The 22,938-nt window shown below is 61.0% G+C and carries 15 protein-coding genes; 12 read left to right on the top strand and 3 right to left on the bottom strand.

Annotation, left to right across the window (positions count from 1 at the left end):
• Together argS and AC1Q6Y_RS11070 are read right to left on the bottom strand one after the other, a co-directional pair.
• Positions 1-1,737 (bottom strand): arginine--tRNA ligase, encoded by a 1,737-nt coding sequence (gene argS, locus AC1Q6Y_RS11075; protein ID WP_349734666.1) that lies wholly within the window; start codon positions 1,735-1,737, stop codon positions 1-3.
• 251 nt (positions 1,738-1,988) lie between these two features.
• Positions 1,989-4,208 (bottom strand): primosomal protein N', encoded by a 2,220-nt coding sequence (locus tag AC1Q6Y_RS11070; protein ID WP_407515055.1) that lies wholly within the window; start codon positions 4,206-4,208, stop codon positions 1,989-1,991.
• A gap of 289 nt (positions 4,209-4,497) precedes the next feature.
• Here AC1Q6Y_RS11070 and rpmE point away from each other — a divergent pair, with 289 nt between their 5' ends.
• The 3 genes from rpmE to AC1Q6Y_RS11055 all read left to right on the top strand — a co-directional run bounded on the left by rpmE (position 4,498) and on the right by AC1Q6Y_RS11055 (position 6,992).
• A complete protein-coding gene (rpmE, locus tag AC1Q6Y_RS11065) occupies positions 4,498-4,716 on the top strand; it encodes a 50S ribosomal protein L31 (protein ID WP_008047849.1) in 219 nt (72 codons plus the stop codon).
• 35 nt (positions 4,717-4,751) lie between these two features.
• The gene (locus tag AC1Q6Y_RS11060; RefSeq protein ID WP_492624560.1) at positions 4,752-5,540 is read left to right on the top strand and encodes a thermonuclease family protein; all 789 of its coding nucleotides are present in this window, start codon (positions 4,752-4,754) and stop codon (positions 5,538-5,540) included.
• A 183-nt stretch (positions 5,541-5,723) separates the two neighbouring features.
• Positions 5,724-6,992, top strand: a complete 1,269-nt coding sequence (locus AC1Q6Y_RS11055; protein ID WP_008047852.1) for a malic enzyme-like NAD(P)-binding protein — start codon at positions 5,724-5,726, stop codon at positions 6,990-6,992.
• Between the two features lie 230 nt (positions 6,993-7,222).
• Here the strand turns inward: AC1Q6Y_RS11055 and AC1Q6Y_RS11050 are convergent, their stop codons facing one another.
• Positions 7,223-9,661 (bottom strand): penicillin-binding protein 1A, encoded by a 2,439-nt coding sequence (locus AC1Q6Y_RS11050; RefSeq protein WP_407515167.1) that lies wholly within the window; start codon positions 9,659-9,661, stop codon positions 7,223-7,225.
• A 216-nt stretch (positions 9,662-9,877) separates the two neighbouring features.
• On the opposite strand from AC1Q6Y_RS11050, the gene AC1Q6Y_RS11045 reads away from it, so the two are divergent.
• From AC1Q6Y_RS11045 to gltB, 9 genes are all read left to right on the top strand, one after another.
• Positions 9,878-10,942, top strand: a complete 1,065-nt coding sequence (locus AC1Q6Y_RS11045) for a pilus assembly protein PilM (protein WP_492624559.1) — start codon at positions 9,878-9,880, stop codon at positions 10,940-10,942.
• Positions 10,942-11,508 carry a PilN domain-containing protein gene (locus AC1Q6Y_RS11040; protein WP_150811963.1) on the top strand — a complete coding sequence of 189 codons (567 nt, stop codon included), beginning with the start codon at positions 10,942-10,944 and terminating at the stop codon, positions 11,506-11,508. The genes AC1Q6Y_RS11045 and AC1Q6Y_RS11040 overlap by 1 nt, the downstream gene beginning before the upstream one ends.
• Positions 11,505-12,128 carry a type 4a pilus biogenesis protein PilO gene (pilO, locus tag AC1Q6Y_RS11035; RefSeq protein ID WP_492624558.1) on the top strand — a complete coding sequence of 208 codons (624 nt, stop codon included), beginning with the start codon at positions 11,505-11,507 and terminating at the stop codon, positions 12,126-12,128. Before AC1Q6Y_RS11040 ends, pilO begins: the two co-directional genes overlap by 4 nt.
• Entirely contained in the window at positions 12,125-12,652 is a 528-nt protein-coding gene (locus AC1Q6Y_RS11030; RefSeq protein WP_492624557.1) for a pilus assembly protein PilP, read from the top strand. Before pilO ends, AC1Q6Y_RS11030 begins: the two co-directional genes overlap by 4 nt.
• A gap of 13 nt (positions 12,653-12,665) precedes the next feature.
• Positions 12,666-14,735 carry a type IV pilus secretin PilQ gene (locus tag AC1Q6Y_RS11025; RefSeq protein WP_492624556.1) on the top strand — a complete coding sequence of 690 codons (2,070 nt, stop codon included), beginning with the start codon at positions 12,666-12,668 and terminating at the stop codon, positions 14,733-14,735.
• 4 nt (positions 14,736-14,739) lie between these two features.
• Entirely contained in the window at positions 14,740-15,258 is a 519-nt protein-coding gene (aroK, locus tag AC1Q6Y_RS11020) for a shikimate kinase AroK (RefSeq protein WP_057712350.1), read from the top strand.
• Positions 15,259-15,409: 151 nt separating this feature from the next.
• Complete coding sequence (gene aroB / locus AC1Q6Y_RS11015) at positions 15,410-16,510, top strand: 3-dehydroquinate synthase (RefSeq protein ID WP_057712349.1); 1,101 nt, start codon at positions 15,410-15,412, stop codon at positions 16,508-16,510.
• 10 nt (positions 16,511-16,520) lie between these two features.
• Positions 16,521-18,116: an AAA family ATPase gene (locus AC1Q6Y_RS11010; protein WP_492624555.1), complete on the top strand. Its 1,596-nt coding sequence runs from the start codon at positions 16,521-16,523 to the stop codon at positions 18,114-18,116.
• Between the two features lie 349 nt (positions 18,117-18,465).
• On the top strand, positions 18,466-22,911 hold the full coding sequence (gene gltB, locus AC1Q6Y_RS11005) for a glutamate synthase large subunit (protein WP_057712347.1): 4,446 nt from the start codon (positions 18,466-18,468) through the stop codon (positions 22,909-22,911).
• Positions 22,912-22,938 lie beyond the last annotated feature (27 nt).

The raw sequence follows: 22,938 nt of genomic DNA, 5'->3' as shown, positions 1-22,938 counted from the left end.
TTACATACGCTCCAGAGTTTCCAGGCCCAAGAGTTCCAGGCCTTGCTTGAGTGTGCGTCCGGTCAGCGCGGCGAGGCGCAGGCGGCTCTGCATTTGTGCCGGGGTATCGGCGGCGAGGATCGGGCAGTTCTCGTAGAAGCTGGAGAACAGGCCGGCGACGTCGTACAGGTAAGTGCAAAGGATGTGCGGGGTGCCTTTTTCGGACACGTTGTTCAGGATTTCGCCAAACTGCGCGAGCTTCGCCGCCAGTTCATGTTCGTGCGCCGCTTCGAGGACGATCTGGCCGTCGACTTCACTGAAGTCCTTGCCGAGCTTGCGGAACACGCCGGCCACGCGGGTGTAGGCGTACAGCAGGTACGGTGCGGTGTTGCCTTCGAAGTTGAGCATCAGGTCGAAGTTGAAGCTGTAGTCACTGGTGCGATGCTTGGACAGGTCGGCGTACTTCACTGCGCCGATGCCCACCACCTTGGCGATGTTGCGCAACTCGGCTTCGGCCAGCTCCGGGTTCTTGTCTTTCACCAGGGTATAGGCGCGTTCCTGGGCTTCGGTCAGCAGGTCGATCAGCTTCACGGTGCCGCCATCACGGGTTTTGAACGGACGACCGTCCGCGCCGTTCATGGTGCCGAAGCCCATGTGTTCCATTTCCATCGGATGGGTCACGAAACCGGCCTTGCGCGCCACGGCGAACACTTGCTGGAAGTGCAGGGCCTGACGCTGGTCGACGAAGTACAGTGCACGATCGGCCTTGAGCTTGCCGCTGCGGTAGCGCACGGCCGCCAGGTCGGTGGTGGCGTAGAGGTAGCCGCCGTCAGCCTTGACGATGATCACCGGCAGCGGGTCGCCGTCGGCGTTCTTGAACTCGTCGAGGAACACGCACTGGGCGCCGTTGCTCTCGACCAGCATGCCTGCGGCCTTCAAGTCGTTGACCACGTTGATCAGGTCGTCGTTGTAGGCGCTTTCGCCCATCACGTCGGCCATGGTCAGTTTAACGTTGAGCAGTTCGTAGATCTTCTGGCAGTGGGACAGCGAGATGTCCTTGAACTTGGTCCACAGGGCCAGGCAATCGGCGTCGCCGGCCTGCAACTTGACCACCAGGCCACGGGCACGGTCGGCGAACTCTTCGGATTCGTCGAAGCGTTGCTTGGCGGCGCGGTAGAAGTTCTCCAGGTCCGACAGCTCGTCGCTGGTGATCGGGTTTTCCTGCAGGTAAGCCATCAGCATGCCGAACTGGGTGCCCCAGTCGCCGACGTGGTTCTGACGGATCACGGTGTCGCCGAGGAACTCCAGCACGCGGGCCACGCCGTCGCCGATGATGGTCGAGCGCAGGTGACCGACGTGCATCTCCTTGGCCAGGTTCGGTGCCGACAGGTCGACCACGGTGCGCTGCACCGGGCCGGCCTTGCGTACGCCGATGTGGGTGTCGGCCAGGGCCGCGTCCAGGCGCGAGGCCAGGGCGTCGGTGTTCTGGAAGAAGTTCAGGAAGCCCGGGCCGGCGATTTCGGTCTTGGTGACATTTTCGTCAGCCGGCAGGGCGGCGATGATTTTTTCCGCCAGGTCGCGGGGCTTCATGCCGGCGGGCTTGGCTAGCATCATGGCGATGTTGCTGGCGAAATCGCCGTTCTTCTTGTCGCGGGAGTTTTCCACCTGGATCGCCGGTGACAGGCCTTCAGGCAACACACCTTCGTTGACGAGTTGGGTGATGGCTTGTTGGATCAGCTGGCGAATGGTGTCTTTCATGGTCTTCTCTTTCGACCGCAGGCGCGGCGGCGCATCATGCGCTGGTGGAAAAACTGGGCATTATCCGTTGCGAAGACGGGCTTGCCAACCTTAGCAGGCAGGATGTGGATGTGTGGTGACAATTAGGGCCTCTTCGCGAGCAAGTCGAATCGTCGCACCGCCGCTCCCACAGGTTTTGAGGTGGATACAAAATTTAGTTCCACCAGAGAACCACTGTGGGAGCGAGCTTGCTCGCGATGGCAATCTCCAAATTAATACAAATCGACCGGATCAACATCCAAGGACCAACGCACCGCCCGCCCGCTCGGCATCTGCTCCAGCACCAGCAACCAACTGGCCAGCAATCGATGCAAGGGTGCTCGCGCCGTAGCCTGTACCAACAGTTGCGCACGGTAACGCCCGGCCCGGCGCTCCATCGGTGCCGGGACCGGTCCCAATAACTCGATCCCGGTCAGATTCTGCTCGGCCAGCAAACGCTCCGCCTCGCTGCAAGCCTCATCCAGGAAGCCTTCGGCCTGACCCGGTTTATGCGCCTCGGCCCGCAGCAGCGCCAGGTGCGCAAACGGCGGCAGACCGGCCGCGCGGCGTTCGCTCAAGGCCTGTTCGGCAAAGGCGAAATAGCCTTGCTCGGTCAATTGCACCAGCAGTGGATGGTCGGCCAGGTGCGTCTGGATAATCACCTTGCCCGGCTCTTCGGCGCGACCTGCGCGGCCGGCGACCTGCACGATCAATTGAGCCATGCGCTCGCTGGCGCGGAAGTCGCCGGAGAACAGGCCGCCGTCGGCGTCGAGGATCGACACCAGCGTCACCCGTGGAAAGTGGTGACCTTTGGCAAGCATCTGCGTGCCGATCAGGATGCACGGCTGGCCTTTTTGAATGGTCGCGAACAACTGGTTCATCGCATCCTTGCGCGATGTGCTGTCGCGGTCGACCCGCAGCACCGGATAGTCCGGGAACAGAATCGCCAGGCGCTCCTCGGCCCGTTCGGTGCCGGCGCCAACGGGGCGCAGATCGACCTTGTTGCACTTCGGGCACTGGCGCGGCACGCGTTCGACGTAGCCGCAATGGTGGCAGCGCAACTCGCCGTAACGCTGGTGCACGGTCATTCGCGCATCACAGCGCTGGCACTCGGACATCCAGCCACAGTCATGACACAGCAGGGTCGGGGCGAAGCCGCGGCGGTTGAGGAACACCAGGACTTGCTGTCCGGCGGCCAGAGTCTGGCCGATGGCTTGTTGCATCGGCCCGGAAATGCCGCTGTCCAGCGGGCGGCTTTTCACGTCCAGACGCAGGAAGCGCGGCTGTTTGGCGCCGCCGGCTCGCTCGTTCAAGCGCAGCAGCCCGTAGCGGCCGGTGTGGGCGTTGTGCAGGCTTTCCAGCGAAGGGGTGGCGGAACCGAGGACAATCGGGATGTTTTCCTGTCGCGCCCGCACCAATGCCAGATCACGGGCGTGGTAGCGCAAACCTTCCTGCTGTTTATAGGAGCCGTCGTGCTCTTCGTCGATGATGATCAGGCCGGGGTTCTTCATCGGTGTGAACAGGGCCGAGCGGGTGCCGATAATGATGTCGGCCTCACCGTCCCGCGCGGCCAGCCAGGCCTCGAGGCGTTCGCGGTCATTGACCGCCGAATGGATCAGCGCGATACGGGCATTGAAACGCTGTTCGAAGCGCGCCAGGGTCTGCGGGCCGAGGTTGATTTCCGGGATCAGCACCAGCGCCTGCTTGCCGGCCTCGAGGGTTTCGCGGATCAACTGCAGATAGACTTCGGTCTTGCCGCTGCCGGTGACGCCGGCCAGCAGGAACGCGTGATAACTGTCGAAGCCGGCGCGAATCGCCTCATAGGCGGCGCGCTGCTCCGGGTTTAGGGGGAGTTCCGGTTGCGCCAGCCAGTGTTCGTGGCGTGCGCCCGGGGCGTGCCGGCGGATCTCGACCTGCACCAGGTCCTTGGCCAGCAGCAAATCCAGGCTGTCCTTGCTCAGCATCAGTTTGCTCAGCAATTGATGGGCGACGCCATGGGGATGTTGGGCCAGCGTGGCCAGGGCTTCACGCTGGCGCGGGGCGCGGGCGATGCGCGGATCGTCGAGGCTGGCCCCCGGCGCGGCGGACCAGAAGCGCTCCTGGCGTGCTTCGGCTAATTCACCCTGGCGCAGCAAAACCGGCAGCGCCCAGCTCAAGGTGTCGCCGAGGCTGTGCTGGTAATACTGGGATGTCCACAGGCACAGCTTGAACAGCGCGGGCGGCAGCGGTGGCGTAGCGTCGAGCAGGGCCAGGGCCGGCTTGAGTTTCTCGACCGGCACTTCGCTGGTGTCGGTGACTTCTACCAGAATACCGATCATCTCCCGTCGGCCGAACGGTACCCGCAGGCGCATGCCGGGGTGCAACTGGGCGCGCAGGACGCCAGCCGGAGCGCGGTAGTCGAACAGGCGGCGCAGCGGCGAAGGCAGGGCGAGGCGCAAAATGGCGTCGGGCACGCGGGGGATCTCGATCAGCGGAAGATAAAAGCGGGGTTGCATGTCCCCCTGTGGGAGCGAGCTTGCTCGCGATAGCGCCGTGTCAGGCAACGCATATGCCGAATGACACACCCTCATCGCGAGCAAGCTCGCTCCCACAGGGATCGCGTATTGGGCCGGGAGCCTAGCAGACGGTCGGTCTCAGGGACAGCTTGCGTGATTGGCATTGTCTGGTAGAATCCGCGGCCTAATTACGTGCGGTATTCAACAATAGTGTTGGGTGGCGGCACGCTAGCCTGAGGAAGACACCATGAAAGCTGATATCCATCCAGAATACCCAGCAGTTGCTGTTACCTGCAGCTGCGGCAACAAGTTCGAAACCCGTTCGACCTTCGGCAAAGCCCTGGCGATCGACGTTTGCAACGAATGCCACCCGTTCTACACCGGTAAGCAGAAGACTCTGGACACTGGCGGCCGCGTACAGCGCTTCGCCGACCGTTTCGGTGCTTTCGGCGCGAAAAAGGCCTAAGGCCAATCAACTTGGGAAGCCGTTCCGGTTTTTCCATGCTGATGAAAAAGGCGTCCCTCGCGGGCGCCTTTTTTATGTCCGCGATTTGGCTATCCGGCGCCCAGGCATTTTGCCCGGCACCCAGCGGCCTGGCGCCCGTCGCGGTGCAGCGGGTGGTGGACGGCGACACCCTGCGCCTGAGCGATGGCCGCAGTGTGCGCATGATCGGCTTGAACACGCCGGAGCTGGGCAAGAATGGCCGTTCCGACGAACCGTTCGCCGTGGTCGCGCGCAAGCGACTCGAAGCCCTGGTGGCGGCTAGCGACGGGCAGGTTCGTTTGCTGCCTGGCAAAGAAGGCAAGGACCATTACGGCCGCACCCTGGCTCATGTCTACGGTGCCAATGGCGCCAACCTCGAAGCGCAAATGCTCGCCGAAGGCCTGGGTTTTCAGGTGGCCGTGGCGCCGAATGTCGATCTGGTCACCTGTCAGCAAGCTGCAGAAACCAGCGCTCGACAGGCCGGGCTCGGTGTATGGCGCCAGTCGCCTGTACTGAAGGCGGAGCAGATCAGCACTTCCGGTTTCGCCGTGCTCAGCGGTCGTGTGAGCAAGGTTCAACGCAATCGCGGCGGGGTTTGGATCGAGTTACAGGATTCGGTTGTATTGCGCGTTGCACCCAATCTGCTGGGGCGGTTTGATACGGCCTTGCTGGAAAGGCTCGAAGGCAAGCAGATTGAGGCGCGCGGTTGGGTACTGGATCGTTCGCGACGTGGCGGACTGAAAGAAGGTCAGGCGCGCTGGATGTTGCCCTTGACCGACCCGGCGATGTTTCAAGTCGTGCAGTGATAAAAAATTGTAGACATTTTTTACGCTTATTGTGAACAGTCTAACCCTTGTATGCCGTGGCTCTTGGCCCAAAGTCGTAGGGCCGGGCGCTTGACAGGGGTGACCAGTCAGTCTTGTGGGGACTTTGCGAGGCGCGTATCCTCGCTGACCAGTCTGTCCAACAGTAAAAAGCGGAATGCCAAAATGTCTGATCTGAAAACTGCCGCTCTCGAATATCACGCCAATCCTCGTCCAGGGAAGCTGAGTGTCGAGCTCACCAAGGCCACTGCTACCGCTCGCGACCTGTCGCTGGCCTACAGCCCGGGCGTAGCCGAACCAGTACGCGAGATCGCCCGCGATCCTGAACTGGCCTACAAGTACACCGGCAAAGGCAACCTGGTTGCAGTCATTTCCGATGGCACCGCGATTCTCGGTCTGGGTAACCTCGGCCCATTGGCTTCCAAGCCAGTGATGGAAGGCAAAGGCGTACTGTTCAAGCGCTTCGCCGGCATCGACGTTTTCGACATCGAAGTCGACTCCGAAAGCCCGCAAGCCTTCATCGACACCGTCAAGCGCATCTCCATCACCTTCGGTGGCATCAACCTGGAAGACATCAAGGCACCAGAGTGCTTTGAAATCGAGCGCGCTCTGATCGAGCAGTGCGATATTCCGGTATTCCACGATGACCAGCACGGCACCGCTATCGTGACCGCCGCCGGCATGATCAACGCCCTGGAAATCGCTGGCAAAACCCTGCCGGAAGCCAAGATCGTCTGCCTGGGTGCCGGCGCTGCCGCCATCTCCTGCATGAAGTTGCTGGTAAGCATGGGCGCCAACATCGAAAACATCTACATGGTCGACCGCACCGGCGTGATCCACTCCGGCCGTGACGACCTGAACCAGTACAAGGCTGTGTTCGCTCACGCGACCGACAAGCGCACCCTGGCTGACGCCCTGCAAGGCGCTGATGTGTTCGTTGGTCTGTCCGGCCCGAACCTGCTGAGTGCTGAAGGCCTGCTGTCGATGGCGCCTAACCCGATCGTGTTCGCCTGCTCGAACCCTGATCCGGAAATCTCCCCGGAGCTGGCGCACGCTACCCGTAGCGACGTGATCATGGCCACCGGTCGTTCCGACTACCCGAACCAGGTCAACAACGTACTGGGCTTCCCGTTCATCTTCCGCGGTGCCCTGGACGTTCGCGCCAAGCGCATCAACGAAGAAATGAAAGTGGCTGCGGCCAACGCCCTGCGTGAACTGGCCAAGCTGCCGGTACCTCAGGAAGTGTGCGACGCCTACGGCGGCATCAAGCTGGAATTCGGTCGTGAGTACATCATTCCGAAGCCAATGGATGCCCGTCTGATCACCCTGATCTCCGATGCCGTGGCCAAAGCTGCCATCGAGACCGGTGTGGCGACCCTGCCGTATCCGAAGAACTACCCGCTCAAAAGCGTGGATGACGTGTTCAACGGCTAAGCCGTTGTAGCGCTTCAACGAAAAGCCCCGGCTTGTGAGAGTCGGGGCTTTTTTGTGCCTGAAGGTTTTGTGGGGTTTCTGATGGCCTCTTCGCGAGCAAGCCCGCTCCCACATTGGAATGCGTACCCCTGTGGGAGCGAGCTTGCTCGCGATGGCGATATGACAGGAAACCCGGATGCAAAAAAGCCCCGCCTTCTACAGAAGAGCGGGGCTTTATGTTGGTCCTGCAATCAGAACAAATCGATCGGCGCCGCTTCATCCGCCGGCAGCGGGCTGCCAGGTGCCAGACCGTTGCCCAGCTCGTTCCCGGACGGTGGCGTATCTTCGACCTTGAACAGTTCAAAGTAGGCCCCCGGGGTGCCCGGGCTGGCCGCGCGACCGCTGATCGGATCGACTCGCAGACTGAGGATGCCTTCGGGCTCCGGTTGAGTATGCGGTGGTTTGCCTTTGAGCGCGGCGCCCATGTAGTTCATCCAGATCGGCAGCGCGACGGTGCCGCCGAATTCCTTGCGACCCAGGCTTTCCGGTTGATCGAAGCCGGTCCACACGGTCGTCACGTAATCGGCGTTGTAGCCGGAGAACCAGGCGTCCTTGGATTCGTTGGTCGTACCGGTCTTGCCGGCAATGTCAGGGCGGCCCAGGGCGAGCGCGCGGCGACCGGTGCCGAGCTTGATCACATCCTCAAGCATGCTGTTGAGGATGTACGTGGTGCGCCCATCAACGATGCGTTCGGCCACGGCGGGTGCTTGTGGTGTCGGCGTAGTGCCCGGTGCCTCGCCCGGCGTTGCGTTGACCGTGAAGGCTTGGGCGGCTGGCACGGCAATGCCATCGCTGGCAGCGCCGCCCTGAGGCACGCTCGGCGGGTTGGCGACGAACAGTGTGTCGCCGTTGCGACTTTCGATCTTGTCGATGATGTACGGGGTGATCTTGTAGCCGCCGTTGGCGAAGGCGCTCCAGCCGGTGGCGATTTCCATTGGCGTCAGGGTCGCAGTGCCCAGTGCCAGGGACAGGTTGGGTGGCAGGTCCTGTTTGTTGAAGCCGAAACGCGTGATGTAGTCGATGGTCTTGCCGACGCCCATCGCTTGCAGCAAGCGGATCGACACCAGGTTGCGCGACTTGTACAGCGCTTCACGCAGGCGAATCGGGCCGAGGAAGGTGTTGGTGTCGTTCTTCGGGCGCCAGACCTTGTCCAGGTACTCGTCGACGAACACGATCGGTGCGTCGTTCACCAGGCTGGAGGCGGTGTAGCCGCTATCCAGTGCGGCGGCGTAGACGAACGGTTTGAAGCTCGAGCCCGGCTGGCGCTTGGCCTGCAATGCGCGGTTGTAGTTGCTCTGTTCGAAGGCGAAGCCGCCCACCAGCGAACGAATGGCGCCGTTCTGTGGGTCCAGGGACACCAGAGCGCCCTGGGCCTGCGGGATCTGGCTGAACTTCAGCGAATTGTCCGGCTGACGCTGCACGCGAATCAGATCGCCGACCTGGGCCACGTCCGAGGGTTGTTTCGGGTTGGCGCCCATGCTGTTGGTGTTCAGGAACGGCCGGGCCCACTTCATGGTGTCCCAGTTCACGTGTTCCTGGCCGGTGCGGGTCAGCACCTGCAGGCCGGTCTTGTCGACCTGGGTCACGATGGCCGGTTCCAGGCCGCTGATGATGCGTTGTTTGGTCAGCTCGGTTGCCCAGGCCTCGCGGGTCTTGCCCGGCAGCCGCGACTCTGGCCCGCGATAGCCGTGACGCTGATCGTAGGTCATCAGGCCTTCGTGGACCGCGGTGTTGGCCAGCTCCTGGAGGTCGCTCGGTACCGTGGTCGTGACGCGGAAGCCTTCGGTATACGCGTCGCTACCGTAACGCCCGACCATTTCGGCACGGGCCATTTCGGCGATGTACGGGGCGTTCACTTCCGGGGTCGGCACGTGATAGCTGGCGTTCAGTGGCTCGTTGACTGCAGCGGTGTAGTCGGCCTCGCTGATTTTTCCGAGCTTGTACATGCGCCCCAGGATCCAGTCGCGACGCTCCTTGCTGCGCGCCGGGTTGGCCAGCGGGTTGAAGCGCGACGGCGCCTTGGGCAGGCCGGCGATCATCGCCATCTGCGCCAGGCTGACATCGCGAATCGATTTGCCGTAATAGACCTGCGCCGCCGCCTCGATGCCGTAGGCGCGGTTACCCAGATAGATCTTGTTGACGTACAGCTCGAGGATCTCGTCCTTGGTCAGCTGCTGTTCGATCTGCAGGGCCAGCAGGATCTCGGTGGTCTTGCGTGAAAAGCTGCGTTCGCTGGTCAGGAAGAAGTTCTTCGCCACCTGCATGGTGATCGTGCTGCCGCCGGACTGGATGTGTCCGCTTTTGACCAGTTGGGTCGCGGCACGCATCAGGCTGCTCGGATCGACGCCGTAGTGGTTGGCGAAATTGTCGTCTTCAGCACTTAGTAACGCATTGATGAAATTGGGGGGAATGTCGGCGAAACGGATCGGTGTGCGGCGCATTTCGCCAAATTCTGCGATCAACTTGTTATCGCTGCTGTAGACCCGCAAAGGGATCTGCAACTGGATGCTTCTCAGCGCCTCCACGGACGGTAGTCCGGGACTAAGGTAAAGGTACGCCCCGCTCAGACCCAGAAGGAGTCCGCAGAAAACCGCGACGATGGACCAACCGAAAAACTTCAGCAGACGAATCAAGGCTTTTGGATATCCAGGGTAAAAATGAATTGGGCAACAGGGTTCAGGCTAATCGAGAACGACCCGCGCTTGAGCAAAAGCGGAAAAAAACGCTGGGCATTATAAGCATTTTTCTGATCGGGAGCGTGGCTGGCGCTGCTGTCAAGACGGGTGGATTGAACGCAATGGACATTGCAGAGTCCGTAACTCACGGAAAGTCATAGGGAATTGGTAGTGCCAGGACTCTTCAAGAAAAAATCCAATACGCTGCTGGGAATCGACATCAGTTCCACCTCGGTGAAACTTCTTGAGTTGAGCCGTCAGGGTGAGCGCTATCGGGTCGAGGCCTATGCGGTCGAGCCATTGCCGGTCGGCGCGGTGATCGAAAAGAATATTGCCGAGCTCGAAGGTGTGGGGCTGGCCATCACTCGCGCGCTGGCCAAGGCCAGAACCGCCCTCAAGAACGTGGCCGTGGCCGTAGCGGGCTCAGCGGTGATCACCAAGACCATCGAGATGGATGCCGGTCTTTGCGAAGACGAAATGGAAAGCCAGCTGAAAATCGAGGCTGACCAGTACATTCCTTATCCCCTGGACGAAGTCGCGATCGACTTTGAAGTCCAGGGCACCTCCGGGCGTAATCCCGAGCGCGTCAACGTGCTGCTCGCCGCTTGTCGCAAGGAAAACGTCGAAGTCCGCGAGGCCGCCCTGGCCCTGGCGGGGCTGACCGCCCGCGTGGTCGATGTCGAGGCCTACGCGCTGGAGCGTTCATTCGAACTTCTGGCCAGTCGACTCGCGGTTTCCGAGAAACCTTTGACGGTCGCAGTGGTGGACATCGGCGCCACCATGACCACCCTGAGCGTGCTGCACAACGGGCGGATTATCTACACTCGCGAACAACTGTTCGGCGGTCGGCAACTGACCGAGGAAATCCAGCGTCGCTACGGCCTGACGCTCGAGCAGGCGGGGCTGGCGCAAAAGAAGGGCGGGTTGCCAGATGACTATGCCGCTGAGGTCTTGCAGCCATTTCGAGAGGCGCTGGTGCAGCAGGTGTCGCGCTCGTTGCACTTCTTCCTTGCTTCCGGCCAGTACAGCGCCGTCGACCATGTCCTGCTGGCCGGCGGTACGGCGTCGATCCCGGGGCTGGACCGTTTGATCGAGCAGCAATTGGGCACCCCGACCCAGGTCGCGAACCCGTTTTGCGAAATGACTCTGGGCAGCAAGGTCAATGGCGCTGCCCTGGCGAGTGATGCCCCGGCGTTGATGATCGCCTGCGGTCTGGCCCTCAGGAGCTTCGACTGATGGCACGGATCAACCTTTTACCCTGGCGCGAGGAGCGACGTGAAGTCCGCCGCAAGCGCTTCCTGCTGGTCCTGGTGGCGGCAATGGTGGGCGCGATGGGGGCGGTGCTGGTTGCGAACCAGGTCATTAGCGGTGCCATCGACCAGCAAGTCGCCCGTAACGATTACATCGGCAAGCAAGTCGCCGTGGTCGATGAGCGAATCAGCCAGATCAATGATCTCAAGGCGCGCCGTCAGCAATTGGTCGAGCGCATGGGTGTCATCCAGGGCCTGCAAGGCAATCGCCAAATCAGCGGGCGAATATTTGACCAGTTGGCGAGAGCCCTGCCCGACGGCGTGTATTTCACCGAAGTGAAAATGACCGCAAAGACCTTGTCCATCACCGGTGCCGCGCAATCCAACAACCGCGTTTCAGAATTGATGCGCAACCTCGAGGCATCAGACTGGTTCGATGCTCCGAGCCTGACCGAAGTCAAGGCCACGGCTGCCGGCCAGTTGGAGCAGGCAAACGTCTTCCAGTTGACCGTCCGCCAGACTCAACCCGCAACACCGGAGGGGGGCAAATGAGTCTGTCCGAATGGTTCGAAGGTCTCCGCAAGATCGACATCAATGATCTGGATACCAGCAACATGGGCGCCTGGCCGCCGGCGATCAAGTGTCTGGTGACTGCTTTGCTTGTGCTTCTGGTGCTGGCCTTTAGCTATAACTTTTCCACCAGCGACCTTGTGAGCCAGCTCGATCTCAAGCGCGAGGAAGAGTCGACACTCAAGGAGCAGTTCGCCAGCAAGGCCCGCATGGCGGCGAACCTGGATCTCTATACCCGGCAGTTGAAAGAGATGGAGAACACCTTCGTCGTGCTGTTGCGGCAACTGCCCAGCGATACGGAAGTGCCCGGCTTGCTCGAAGACATCACGCGTACGGGCCTCGGCAGTGGCCTGGAGTTCGAAGAGATCAAGTTGCTGCCGGAGGTGGCCCAGCCGTTCTACATCGAGCTGCCGATCCAGATCACGGTCACCGGGGATTACCACGACCTGGCCACCTTCGTCAGTGGTGTGGCCGGGTTGCCGCGAATCGTTACCTTGCACGATTTCGATCTTGCTCCTGTCAGCCCTGAGGGTGGTCCGAAACTGCGCTTGACCATCCTCGCCAAGACTTACCGCTACAACGACAAGGGGCAGCATCAATGAGCCCGGCACGTTGTTTTTCGGTGGTGGTGTTGCTGTCTACCCTGTCCGGTTGTGGCGGGGGCGATGACTACACCGATCTGGACGCGTACATGAACGAAATGCGCCTGCACGGGCCGGGGAAGATTGAACCAACGCCAGTATTCCAGTCTTACCCTGCATTCACTTACAACGCGGCGAATCTGCGCAGCCCGTTTTCGCCACAGATCAGCACTGATCTGGCGGCCCGGCGGCGGGGTTCGGGTAACGTCAAACCCGACCCGGGTCGGGTCAAGCAATACCTCGAAGGCTTCAACATCGAGCAGTTTGAAATGGTCGGCACCCTTTCCAATGCAACGGGCTCCTATGCCCTGCTGCGCGGGGCGGGTGGGGTGCACCGGCTGAAAGTCGGCGATTACCTGGGGCGTAACGACGGACGGATCGTTGCGATCAGTGGCTCTCAAGTCGATGTGGTTGAAATTGTCCCTGATGGTCAGGGTGCGTGGCTGGAGCGTCCCCGGACCATCCCTTTGAAAGAGCACTCATAGTGGAACTCCAATAATGAACAGGATTCTTTCCACCGTCGGCCTTTCGCTATGGATAGCGTTGTTGTCGCCGATGGTACAAGCGGCCAATCTCAAGGCGCTGGATGTCGCAGCGCTGCCGGGTGACCGTGTCGAGTTGAAGTTGTCGTTCGATGCGCCGCCCCCGGTGCCCCACGGCTACACGACGGATTCGCCAGCCCGGATTGCCCTGGATTTGCCGGGTGTCGCCAGTCAGCTGGCGAGCAAGACTCACGATCTGAGCAGTGGAAATGCCCGAAGTGCGACGGTGGTGGAAGCCCGGGACCGTACGCGATTGATCATCAACCTGACCCAGCCTGCCCCGTACGACTCGCGAATAGAAGGTAACAATCTGCTGGTTGTTGTCGGGCAGGGAGTCAAACCGTCGATATCCAGGCCGGCGGCGGTAGCAACGCCGGTTCCGGCACGAGCCGTCGCGACGGCGGGCAAGGCCATTCGGGGTGTGGATTTCCAGCGGGGGACCCAGGGCGAAGGCAACGTGGTGATCGACTTGTCGGATCCATCGATTGCGCCCGACATACAAGAGCGCGAGGGCAGGATCATCGTCGGATTTGCCAAAACCGTATTACCCGAGCGATTGCGCGTGCGCCTGGACGTGAAGGATTTCGCCACGCCCGTGCAGTTCGTCAATGCCAGCGCGAGCGGCGATCGAGCCACCATCAGCATTGAACCCGGCGGCACGTTCGATTACTCGACCTATCAGACCGACAATAAGCTTACGGTCAGCGTTCGCCCGGCGACGGTCGATGAATTGCAAAAACGCAATGCCGGGCAACAGGCCTACAGCGGCGAGAAGCTATCGCTGAACTTCCAGGACATCGATGTGCGCTCGGTGCTGCAACTGATCGCCGATTTCACCAACCTCAATCTGGTGGCCAGCGACACGGTCCAGGGGGGAATTACCCTGCGCTTGCAGAACGTACCGTGGGATCAAGCGCTGGATCTGGTGCTGAAAACCAAGGGGCTGGACAAGCGCAAGGTCGGCAATGTCCTGCTGGTTGCGCCGGCCGATGAAATTGCTGCCCGTGAGCGTCAGGAGCTCGAATCGCAGAAGCAGATTGCCGATCTGGCGCCGTTGCGTCGGGAGCTGTTGCAGGTCAATTACGCCAAGGCGGCGGATATCGCCAAGCTCTTCCAGTCGGTGACCAGTGCCGAAGCGAAACCCGACGAACGGGGATCAATCACCGTCGATGAACGCACCAACAACATCATTGCCTACCAGACCCAGGACCGGCTGGATGAGCTGCGCAGGATCGTCACGCAGCTGGATATCCCTGTGCGTCAGGTGATGATCGAGGCGCGCATTGTCGAAGCCAACGTCGACTATGACAAAAGCCTCGGGGTGCGCTGGGGTGGTTCGATACAGAACAAGGGCAACTGGAACACCTCCGGCGTCAGCAATGGACTCAATGGGTCATCGACCATTGGCACGCCCGGCAGTACCAGCACCAACTCACCGTTCGTCGACATGGGCGTAGCCAACAACACCTCGGGAATCGGCATCGCCTTCATCACCGATAACGTCTTGCTGGACCTGGAGCTGACGGCCATGGAGAAAACCGGCAACGGGGAAATCGTCTCGCAGCCCAAGGTGGTCACGTCCGACAAGGAAACCGCCAAAATCCTCAAGGGCACGGAAATTCCCTATCAGGAAGCCAGCTCCAGTGGCGCGACTTCGGTGTCGTTCAAGGAGGCTTCGCTGTCGCTGGAAGTGACGCCGCAGATCACGCCCGACAACCGGATCATCATGGAAGTCAAGGTGACCAAGGACGAACCGGACTACCTGAACAAGGTTCAGGATGTACCCCCCATCAAGAAAAACGAAGTCAACGCCAAGGTCCTGGTCAACGATGGCGAGACCATCGTCATTGGTGGTGTTTTCTCAAATACTCAGAGCAAGGTTGTAGATAAGGTGCCATTTCTTGGCGATGTGCCGTATCTTGGCCGCCTTTTCCGGCGTGATGTGGTTTCGGAGAAAAAATCCGAGCTGTTGGTATTCCTCACTCCGCGTATCATGAATAATCGGGCGATTGCTGTGAGTCATTGATTCTGTGCGAAATTTGATTCTTGTTGGACCGATGGGTGCTGGAAAAAGCACCATCGGCCGGTTGCTGGCCAAAGAGCTGCGCCTGCCATTCAAAGATTCCGATAAGGAAATTGAATTGCGCACGGGCGCCAATATCCCTTGGATCTTCGATAAGGAAGGCGAACCGGGTTTTCGTGATCGCGAGCAGGCAATGATTGCCGAGCTGTGCGATTGCGACGGTGTGGTGCTGGCGACAGGCGGGGGCGCGGTCATGCGCGAAGCCAATCGTCGGGCACTGCATGCCGGTGGGCGGGTGGTTTATCTGCATGCGTCAGTCGAGCAGCAGGTCGGCCGCACGTCCCGCGACCGCAATCGGCCATTGCTGCGCACCGCCGATCCGGCCAAGACCCTGCGGGATCTGCTGGCGATCCGCGATCCGCTTTATCGGGAAATTGCCGACCTGGTGGTCGAAACCGATGAGCGGCCGCCACGAATGGTCGTACTCGACATTCTAGAGCGTCTGCAGCAGTTGCCACCCCGTTAAAGCGCCGCGCGAAATGCGCTATCCTCGGCGTCCCGCCATGACCGTTCGAGGTTGTGGCGGATGGCTACCGAACGGCGTCACACCAGCAGAGGCCGTGGATATTCGTTAACTCAAGGCAGTACGCCTGATTCCATCTTCACTGTGGGGACACATGCAGACACTCAAGGTCGATCTAGGCGAGCGCAGCTACCCGATTCATATTGGCGAAGGTTTGTTGGATCAGCCCGAGCTGCTGGCCCCGCACATTCGCGGACGGCAAGTAGCGATCATCTCCAACGAGACTGTTGCGCCGCTCTATCTCGAGCGTCTGACCCGCAGCCTGGCGCAGTTCTCGGTGATTTCCGTGGTACTGCCCGACGGCGAAGCCTTCAAGACCTGGGAAACCCTGCAACTGATTTTCGACGGTCTGCTGACCGCCCGGCATGACCGCCGCACCACGGTGATCGCCCTTGGCGGCGGTGTGATCGGTGACATGGCCGGCTTTGCCGCCGCCTGCTACCAGCGCGGCGTCGATTTCATCCAGGTTCCGACCACGCTGCTGTCGCAGGTCGACTCCTCGGTGGGCGGCAAGACCGGGATTAACCATCCGCTGGGCAAGAACATGGTCGGCGCCTTCTATCAGCCGAACGTGGTGCTGATCGATACCGCCAGCCTCAATACCCTGCCGGCGCGCGAGCTGTCCGCCGGGCTGGCCGAAGTCATCAAGTACGGGCTGATCTGCGATGAGCCGTTCCTGACCTGGCTCGAAGACAACGTCGATCGCCTGCGTAATCTGGACCAGCAAGCCCTGACCTATGCCATCGAGCGTTCCTGTGCGGCCAAGGCGGCAGTGGTCGGTGCCGATGAGAAAGAGACAGGCGTGCGTGCCACCCTGAACCTGGGCCACACTTTTGGCCACGCCATTGAAACCCACATGGGCTATGGTGTGTGGCTTCATGGTGAGGCTGTGGCTGCTGGCACCGTAATGGCGCTGGAAATGTCCGCGCGCCTCGGCTGGATCAGCGAGCAGGAGCGCGATCGCGGCATTCGTCTGTTCCAGCGTGCGGGGCTGCCGGTCGTTCCGCCGGAAGAAATGACAGAAGCCGATTTCCTCGAACATATGTCCATTGACAAAAAAGTGATCGACGGTCGTTTACGCCTGGTGCTGCTGCGCCACATGGGTGAAGCGGTGGTGACCGACGATTATCCGAAAGAGGTTCTACAGGCCACGCTGGGGGCAGACTACCGCGCCCTGGCTCAGCTTAAAGGTTAATAAGAACACAATGACTAGTTTGCATGCCGACGAGGCCTTCCTCGGCCATTACCAGTTGAGTCATGACCCTTTTGCTCCACGGGTGCCTGGCTTCAAATTTTTCCCGGCCCAGCGCAAACCCGTGCTGGGACAACTGCATCACCTGGCCCGTTACAGTCAGTTGCTGCTGGTGGTCACTGGCCCAGAAGGCAGTGGCAAGACCCTGTTGCGTCAGGCTCTGGTCGCCAGCACCAACAAGCAATCGGTACAAAGCGTGGTGGTTTCTGCCCGCGGCGCCGGCGATGCGGCCGGGGTATTGCGTCAGGTGGCCCAGGCGTTGAACGTCGGCCAGGCTGATGCCGACGCTATTCTGGCTCAGGTGGTGCAGCTTGCACTGACCGGGCAAGAAGTCTATCTGCTGGTCGATGACGCCGAACAACTCGACGAGTCCGCCCTTGAGGCTCTGATGGTCCTGGCTGCCGGTGCGCCTGAAGGCCGCCCGCATGTGTTCCTGTTCGGTGAGACCTCGCTGATTGCTCAGCTTGAGGCTTTGCATCTCGAGGAAGAGCGTTTCCACGTCATCGAGTTGCAGCCTTACACCGAAGAGGAAACCCGCGAATATCTGGAGCAGCGGCTCGAAGGCGCTGGTCGCGGTATCGAACTTTTCACCGCGGATCAGATCTCTGATATTCACGAAAGCTCCGAAGGTTGGCCTGGCAGCATCAATCAGGTCGCCCGCGATGCAATGATCGAAGCCATGATCGCCAGCCGCTCAGCGGTCAAGCGTCCAAAAATGGGGTTCAATATGCCGAAGAAACACGTGTTGGCGATTTCCGCCGTGGTCGTGGTCGCGGTAGCTGCCGCCTGGTTGATTCCAGGTCGCAACAAGGCACCGACCGCCGGTGCGCCGGCCAATGAACAGGCGCAACTGCCGCTTGGCCAGGGTCAGCCAACAGCGAATGGCGGCGCTCCGGCCGTAGAATTCGCTGGCAACACGCAGCCGATGCCATTGCCGTTGGTCGGTAACTCGCAACCGGTAATGCGCGGTCCGCTGGCTGAAGCGGCAGGTGGCATTACCGAAGGTGACGACGGCGTGCCGGTTGAAGGCTCCAGCGCCACTCCGCCGACCGTGACCACCACTGCGCCGCCTGTGGGCGTTCCTGCCGGCCCTGCGCCGACACCAGCGGCCAAGCCGACGCCTGCGCCGACTCAGGTCGCCACCGCCAAGCCAGCGCCTGTACCAGCGCCTGCTCCAGTGGCCAAGCCTGCACCAGCGCCAGCCAAGCCAGCCGTTGCCGCCAAGCCTGCCGAGAAACCGGCTCCGGCGGCCAAGGCCGCTGGCGGCACCTGGTACGCCGGTCAGGCACCGGGTAACTACGTGGTGCAAATCCTCGGTACCAGCTCCGAAACTGCCGCACAAAGCTTCGTCAAGGAGCAGGGCGGCGAGTACCGTTATTTCAAGAAAGTCCTCAATGGCAAGCCGCTCTACGTGATCACCTACGGCAACTTCGCCAATCGTGATGCAGCCGTTTCCGCCATCAAGGCCTTGCCAGCGAAGGTTCAGGCTGGTAAACCTTGGCCTCGCACTGTCGCCAGCGTCCAACAGGAACTGGCAACAACTCGCTGAAGATTCGGCGGCCTTACCCAGGCCGCCTCTCCAAGCACCTCAAAATTTCTACAAGTGCGCGCAACCTTCCGGGCTGCGTGCCTTGTGGTGTCTGCGTCACAGTAGTCTTTGAGTCGTTGCGGTCAGAATTAAAAAAAGTTTTGACTAGCACAGCAGATCGCTTTAAACCTTTCACAAATGCGACATAGATTTGCGACATTTCGTCGTCAAATTTGTGAGCCTCTGTGTCGGTGTGTACAATGACCTCCCTTTTGCCCCCGCAAAGCTGGCGTACGTTCGGCGCGGTTGGTAAGTGGTTGAATTGAAAAGAAATTTGCTTCGCGAGAAGCAGCCTGGTGAGAAAGTGTCTATGAAAGCAGGTCTGTACCAACCAGATGAATTCAAGGATAACTGCGGTTTCGGCCTGATAGCCCATATGCAGGGCGAGCCCAGTCATACCCTTTTGCAAACGGCCATCGAGGCCCTGACCTGCATGACCCACCGCGGTGGGATTAATGCCGACGGCAAGACCGGTGACGGTTGCGGTCTGCTGATTCAAAAGCCGGACGTGTTCCTGCGAGCCATCGCCCAGGAAACCTTCGGCGTCGAAATGCCCAAGCAATACGCTGTGGGCATGGTTTTCTTCAACCAGGATCCGGTCAAGGCCGAAGCCGCTCGCGAGAACATGAACCGCGAGATCCTGGCCGCCGGTCTGCAACTGGTTGGCTGGCGCAAAGTGCCGATCGACACCAGCGTCCTCGGTCGCCTCGCCCTTGAGCGCCTGCCGCAGATCGAGCAAGTGTTCATCGGTGGTGAAGGCCTGAGCGATCAGGACATGGCCGTCAAGCTGTTCACCTCCCGTCGTCGCTCGTCCGTGGCCAATGCCGCCGACACCGACCACTACGTCTGCAGCTTTTCCCACAAGACCATCATTTACAAAGGCCTGATGATGCCGGCGGACTTGACCGCCTTCTATCCGGACCTGAGCGATGAGCGCCTGCAAACCTCGATTTGCGTGTTCCACCAGCGCTTCTCCACCAACACCTTGCCGAAATGGCCACTGGCTCAACCGTTCCGCTTCCTGGCGCACAACGGCGAGATCAATACCATCACCGGCAACCGCAACTGGGCCGTGGCCCGTCGCACCAAGTTCACCAACGACTTGATGGACCTGGAAGAACTCGGCCCGCTGGTCAACCGCGTCGGCTCCGACTCCTCGAGCATGGACAACATGCTGGAGTTGATGGTCACCGGTGGCATCGACCTGTTCCGTGGCGTGCGGATGATCATTCCGCCTGCGTGGCAGAACGTCGAGACCATGGACCCGGACCTGCGTGCGTTCTACGAATACAACTCGATGCACATGGAACCGTGGGACGGCCCGGCCGGCGTGGTAATGACCGACGGTCGCTACGCGGTGTGCCTGCTCGACCGTAACGGTCTGCGTCCGGCGCGTTGGGTCACCACCAAGAACGGTTTCATCACCCTGGCCTCGGAAATCGGTGTCTGGAACTACCAGCCTGAAGACGTGATCGCCAAGGGCCGTGTGGGCCCGGGCCAGATCTTTGCCGTGGACACCGAAACCGGTCAGATCCTCGACACCGATGCGATCGACAACCGCCTGAAGTCCCGTCACCCGTACAAGCAATGGCTGCGCAAGAATGCCCTGCGCATCCAGGCGACCATGGAAGACAACGACCACGGTTCGGCGTTCTACGACGTCGATCAGCTCAAGCAATACATGAAGATGTACCAGGTCACGTTCGAAGAGCGCGACCAGGTGCTGCGTCCGCTCGGCGAGCAAGGCTACGAAGCCGTGGGCTCGATGGGCGACGATACGCCGATGGCCGTGCTGTCCCAGCGCGTGCGCACGCCGTACGACTATTTCCGCCAGCAGTTCGCGCAGGTCACCAACCCGCCGATCGACCCGCTGCGCGAAGCCATCGTCATGTCGCTGGAAATCTGCCTCGGTGCCGAGCGCAACATCTTCCAGGAGTCGCCGGAACACGCTTCGCGCGTGATCCTCAGCTCGCCGGTCATTTCCCCGGCCAAGTGGCGCTCGCTGATGAACCTCGATCGTCCGGGCTTCGAGCGCGCGATCATCGACCTCAACTACGACGAAAGCGTCGGCCTCGAAGCGGCGATCCGCAACGTGGCCGATCAGGCTGAAGAAGCCGTGCGCGCCGGTCGTACCCAGGTCGTGCTGAGTGACCGTCACATCGCCCCGGGCAAGTTGCCGATCCACGCCTCTCTGGCTACCGGCGCGGTGCACCACCGTCTGACCGAAAAAGGCCTGCGTTGCGATTCCAACATCCTGGTGGAAACCGCGACCGCTCGCGATCCGCACCACTTCGCCGTGTTGATCGGTTTCGGCGCCTCTGCCGTTTACCCGTTCCTGGCCTACGAAGTGCTGGGCGACCTGATCCGTACCGGTGAAGTGCTGGGCGACCTCTATGAGGTGTTCAAGAACTACCGTAAAGGCATCACCAAGGGCCTGCTCAAGATCCTGTCGAAGATGGGCATCTCGACCATCACCTCCTATCGCGGAGCACAACTGTTCGAAGCGATCGGCCTGTCCGAGGAAGTCTGCAACCTGAGCTTCAAGGGCGTGCCGAGCCGCATCAAGGGTGCGCGTTTCGTCGACATCGAAGCCGAGCAGAAAGCCCTGGCCACCGAAGCCTGGAGCCCGCGCAAGCCGATCCAGCAGGGTGGTTTGCTGAAGTTCGTCCACGGTGGCGAGTACCACGCCTACAACCCGGATGTGGTCAACACCCTGCAAGCCGCTGTGCAGCAGGGCGACTACAGCAAGTTCAAGGAATACACGTCGCTGGTGGACAACCGTCCGGTGTCGATGATCCGCGACCTGCTGAAAGTCAAAACCCTCGACACTCCACTGGATATGAGCGAAATCGAACCGCTGGAGTCGGTGCTCAAGCGCTTCGACTCCGCCGGTATCTCGCTGGGCGCCCTGTCGCCGGAAGCTCACGAAGCCCTGGCCGAAGCCATGAACCGCCTCGGTGCGCGTTCCAACTCCGGCGAAGGCGGCGAAGACCCGGCGCGCTACGGCACCATCAAGAGCTCGAAAATCAAGCAGGTGGCGACCGGCCGTTTCGGTGTAACCCCGGAATACCTGGTCAATGCCGAAGTGCTGCAGATCAAGGTCGCCCAGGGCGCCAAGCCAGGCGAGGGCGGTCAACTGCCAGGTGGCAAGGTCAACGGCCTGATCGCCAAGCTGCGTTACGCAGTGCCAGGCGTGACCCTGATTTCGCCGCCGCCGCACCACGACATCTACTCGATCGAAGACTTGTCGCAGCTGATTTTCGACCTGAAACAAGTCAACCCGCAGGCGCTGGTCTCGGTGAAGCTGGTAGCAGAAGCCGGCGTTGGTACCATCGCCGCCGGTGTGGCCAAGGCCTATGCGGACCTGATCACCATCTCCGGCTACGATGGCGGTACCGGTGCATCGCCGCTGACCTCGATCAAATATGCGGGCGCTCCGTGGGAGCTCGGCCTGGCCGAAACCCACCAGACCCTGCGTGGCAACGACCTGCGCGGCAAAGTGCGGGTGCAGACCGACGGCGGCCTGAAAACCGGCCTCGACGTGATCAAGGCGGCAATCCTCGGCGCTGAAAGCTTCGGCTTCGGCACTGCGCCAATGATCGCCCTGGGCTGCAAATACCTGCGCATCTGCCACCTGAACAACTGCGCCACCGGCGTCGCGACCCAGAACGAGAAGCTGCGCAAGGATCACTACATCGGCACCGTCGACATGGTGGTGAACTTCTTCACCTACGTCGCCGAAGAAACCCGTGAGTGGCTGGCCAAGCTGGGCGTGCGTTCCCTCGAAGAACTGATCGGCCGTACCGATCTGCTGGAAGTCCTCGAAGGCCAGACCGCCAAGCAGCATCACCTGGACCTGACTCCGTTGCTGGGCAGCGACCACGTGCCGGCGGACAAGCCGCAGTTCTGTGGCGTTGAACGCAACCCGCCGTTCGACAAGGGCCTGCTGGCCGAGAAAATGGTCGACATGGCCACCTCGGCGATCAACGACCTGAGCGGCGCTGAATTCGCCCTGGATATCTGCAACTGCGACCGTTCCATCGGCGCACGGATCTCCGGCGAAATCGCACGCAAGCACGGCAACCAGGGCATGGCCAACGCGCCGGTCACGTTCCGCTTCAAAGGCACGGCCGGGCAGAGCTTCGGCGTGTGGAACGCCGGCGGCCTGCACATGTACCTTGAAGGCGATGCCAACGACTACGTCGGCAAGGGCATGACCGGCGGCAAGCTGGTGATCGTGCCGCCGAAGGGTAGCGTCTACCGCACCCAGGACAGTGCCATCATTGGCAACACCTGCCTGTACGGCGCCACTGGCGGTAAGCTGTTTGCCGCTGGCACCGCGGGCGAGCGTTTCGCCGTGCGTAACTCCGGTGCCCACACCGTCGTGGAAGGCACTGGCGATCACTGCTGCGAGTACATGACCGGTGGTTTCGTCTGCGTATTGGGCAAGACCGGTTACAACTTCGGCTCTGGCATGACCGGCGGTTTCGCCTACGTGCTCGACCAGGACAACACCTTCGTTGACCGGGTCAACCACGAACTGGTGGAAATCCAGCGGATCAGCGGCGAGGCGATGGAAGCCTACCGTAGCCACCTGCAACGCGTGCTGAACGAGTACGTCGAGGAAACCGACAGCGAGTGGGGTCGTGAACTCGCTGAGAACCTCGATGATTACCTGCGCCGTTTCTGGTTGGTCAAGCCGAAGGCTGCCAGCTTGAAAACGTTGCTTTCCAGCACCCGTGCCAACCCGCAGTGATATGCGCCTGAAGAGTTTGATGAGGTT

It is taken from the genome of Pseudomonas sp. GW823-FHT06E10, from assembly GCF_058794995.1.
Note: the sequence above shows the minus strand (reverse complement) of the source record. Positions and strands in the feature narration are given on the sequence as shown.

Excerpts from the sequence above, each read along its gene's own strand:
- rpmE (WP_008047849.1), top strand. The coding sequence starts at position 4,498 with ATGAAAGCTGATATCCATCCAGAATACCCAGCAGTTGCTGTTACCTGC.
- aroB (WP_057712349.1), top strand. The coding sequence starts at position 15,410 with ATGCAGACACTCAAGGTCGATCTAGGCGAGCGCAGCTACCCGATTCAT.
- pilO (WP_492624558.1), top strand. The coding sequence starts at position 11,505 with ATGAGTCTGTCCGAATGGTTCGAAGGTCTCCGCAAGATCGACATCAAT.
- AC1Q6Y_RS11040 (WP_150811963.1), top strand. The coding sequence starts at position 10,942 with ATGGCACGGATCAACCTTTTACCCTGGCGCGAGGAGCGACGTGAAGTC.
- AC1Q6Y_RS11025 (WP_492624556.1), top strand. The coding sequence starts at position 12,666 with ATGAACAGGATTCTTTCCACCGTCGGCCTTTCGCTATGGATAGCGTTG.
- AC1Q6Y_RS11030 (WP_492624557.1), top strand. The coding sequence starts at position 12,125 with ATGAGCCCGGCACGTTGTTTTTCGGTGGTGGTGTTGCTGTCTACCCTG.
- gltB (WP_057712347.1), top strand. The coding sequence starts at position 18,466 with ATGAAAGCAGGTCTGTACCAACCAGATGAATTCAAGGATAACTGCGGT.
- AC1Q6Y_RS11055 (WP_008047852.1), top strand. The coding sequence starts at position 5,724 with ATGTCTGATCTGAAAACTGCCGCTCTCGAATATCACGCCAATCCTCGT.
- AC1Q6Y_RS11060 (WP_492624560.1), top strand. The coding sequence starts at position 4,752 with ATGCTGATGAAAAAGGCGTCCCTCGCGGGCGCCTTTTTTATGTCCGCG.
- AC1Q6Y_RS11010 (WP_492624555.1), top strand. The coding sequence starts at position 16,521 with ATGACTAGTTTGCATGCCGACGAGGCCTTCCTCGGCCATTACCAGTTG.
- argS (WP_349734666.1), bottom strand. The coding sequence starts at position 1,737 with ATGAAAGACACCATTCGCCAGCTGATCCAACAAGCCATCACCCAACTC.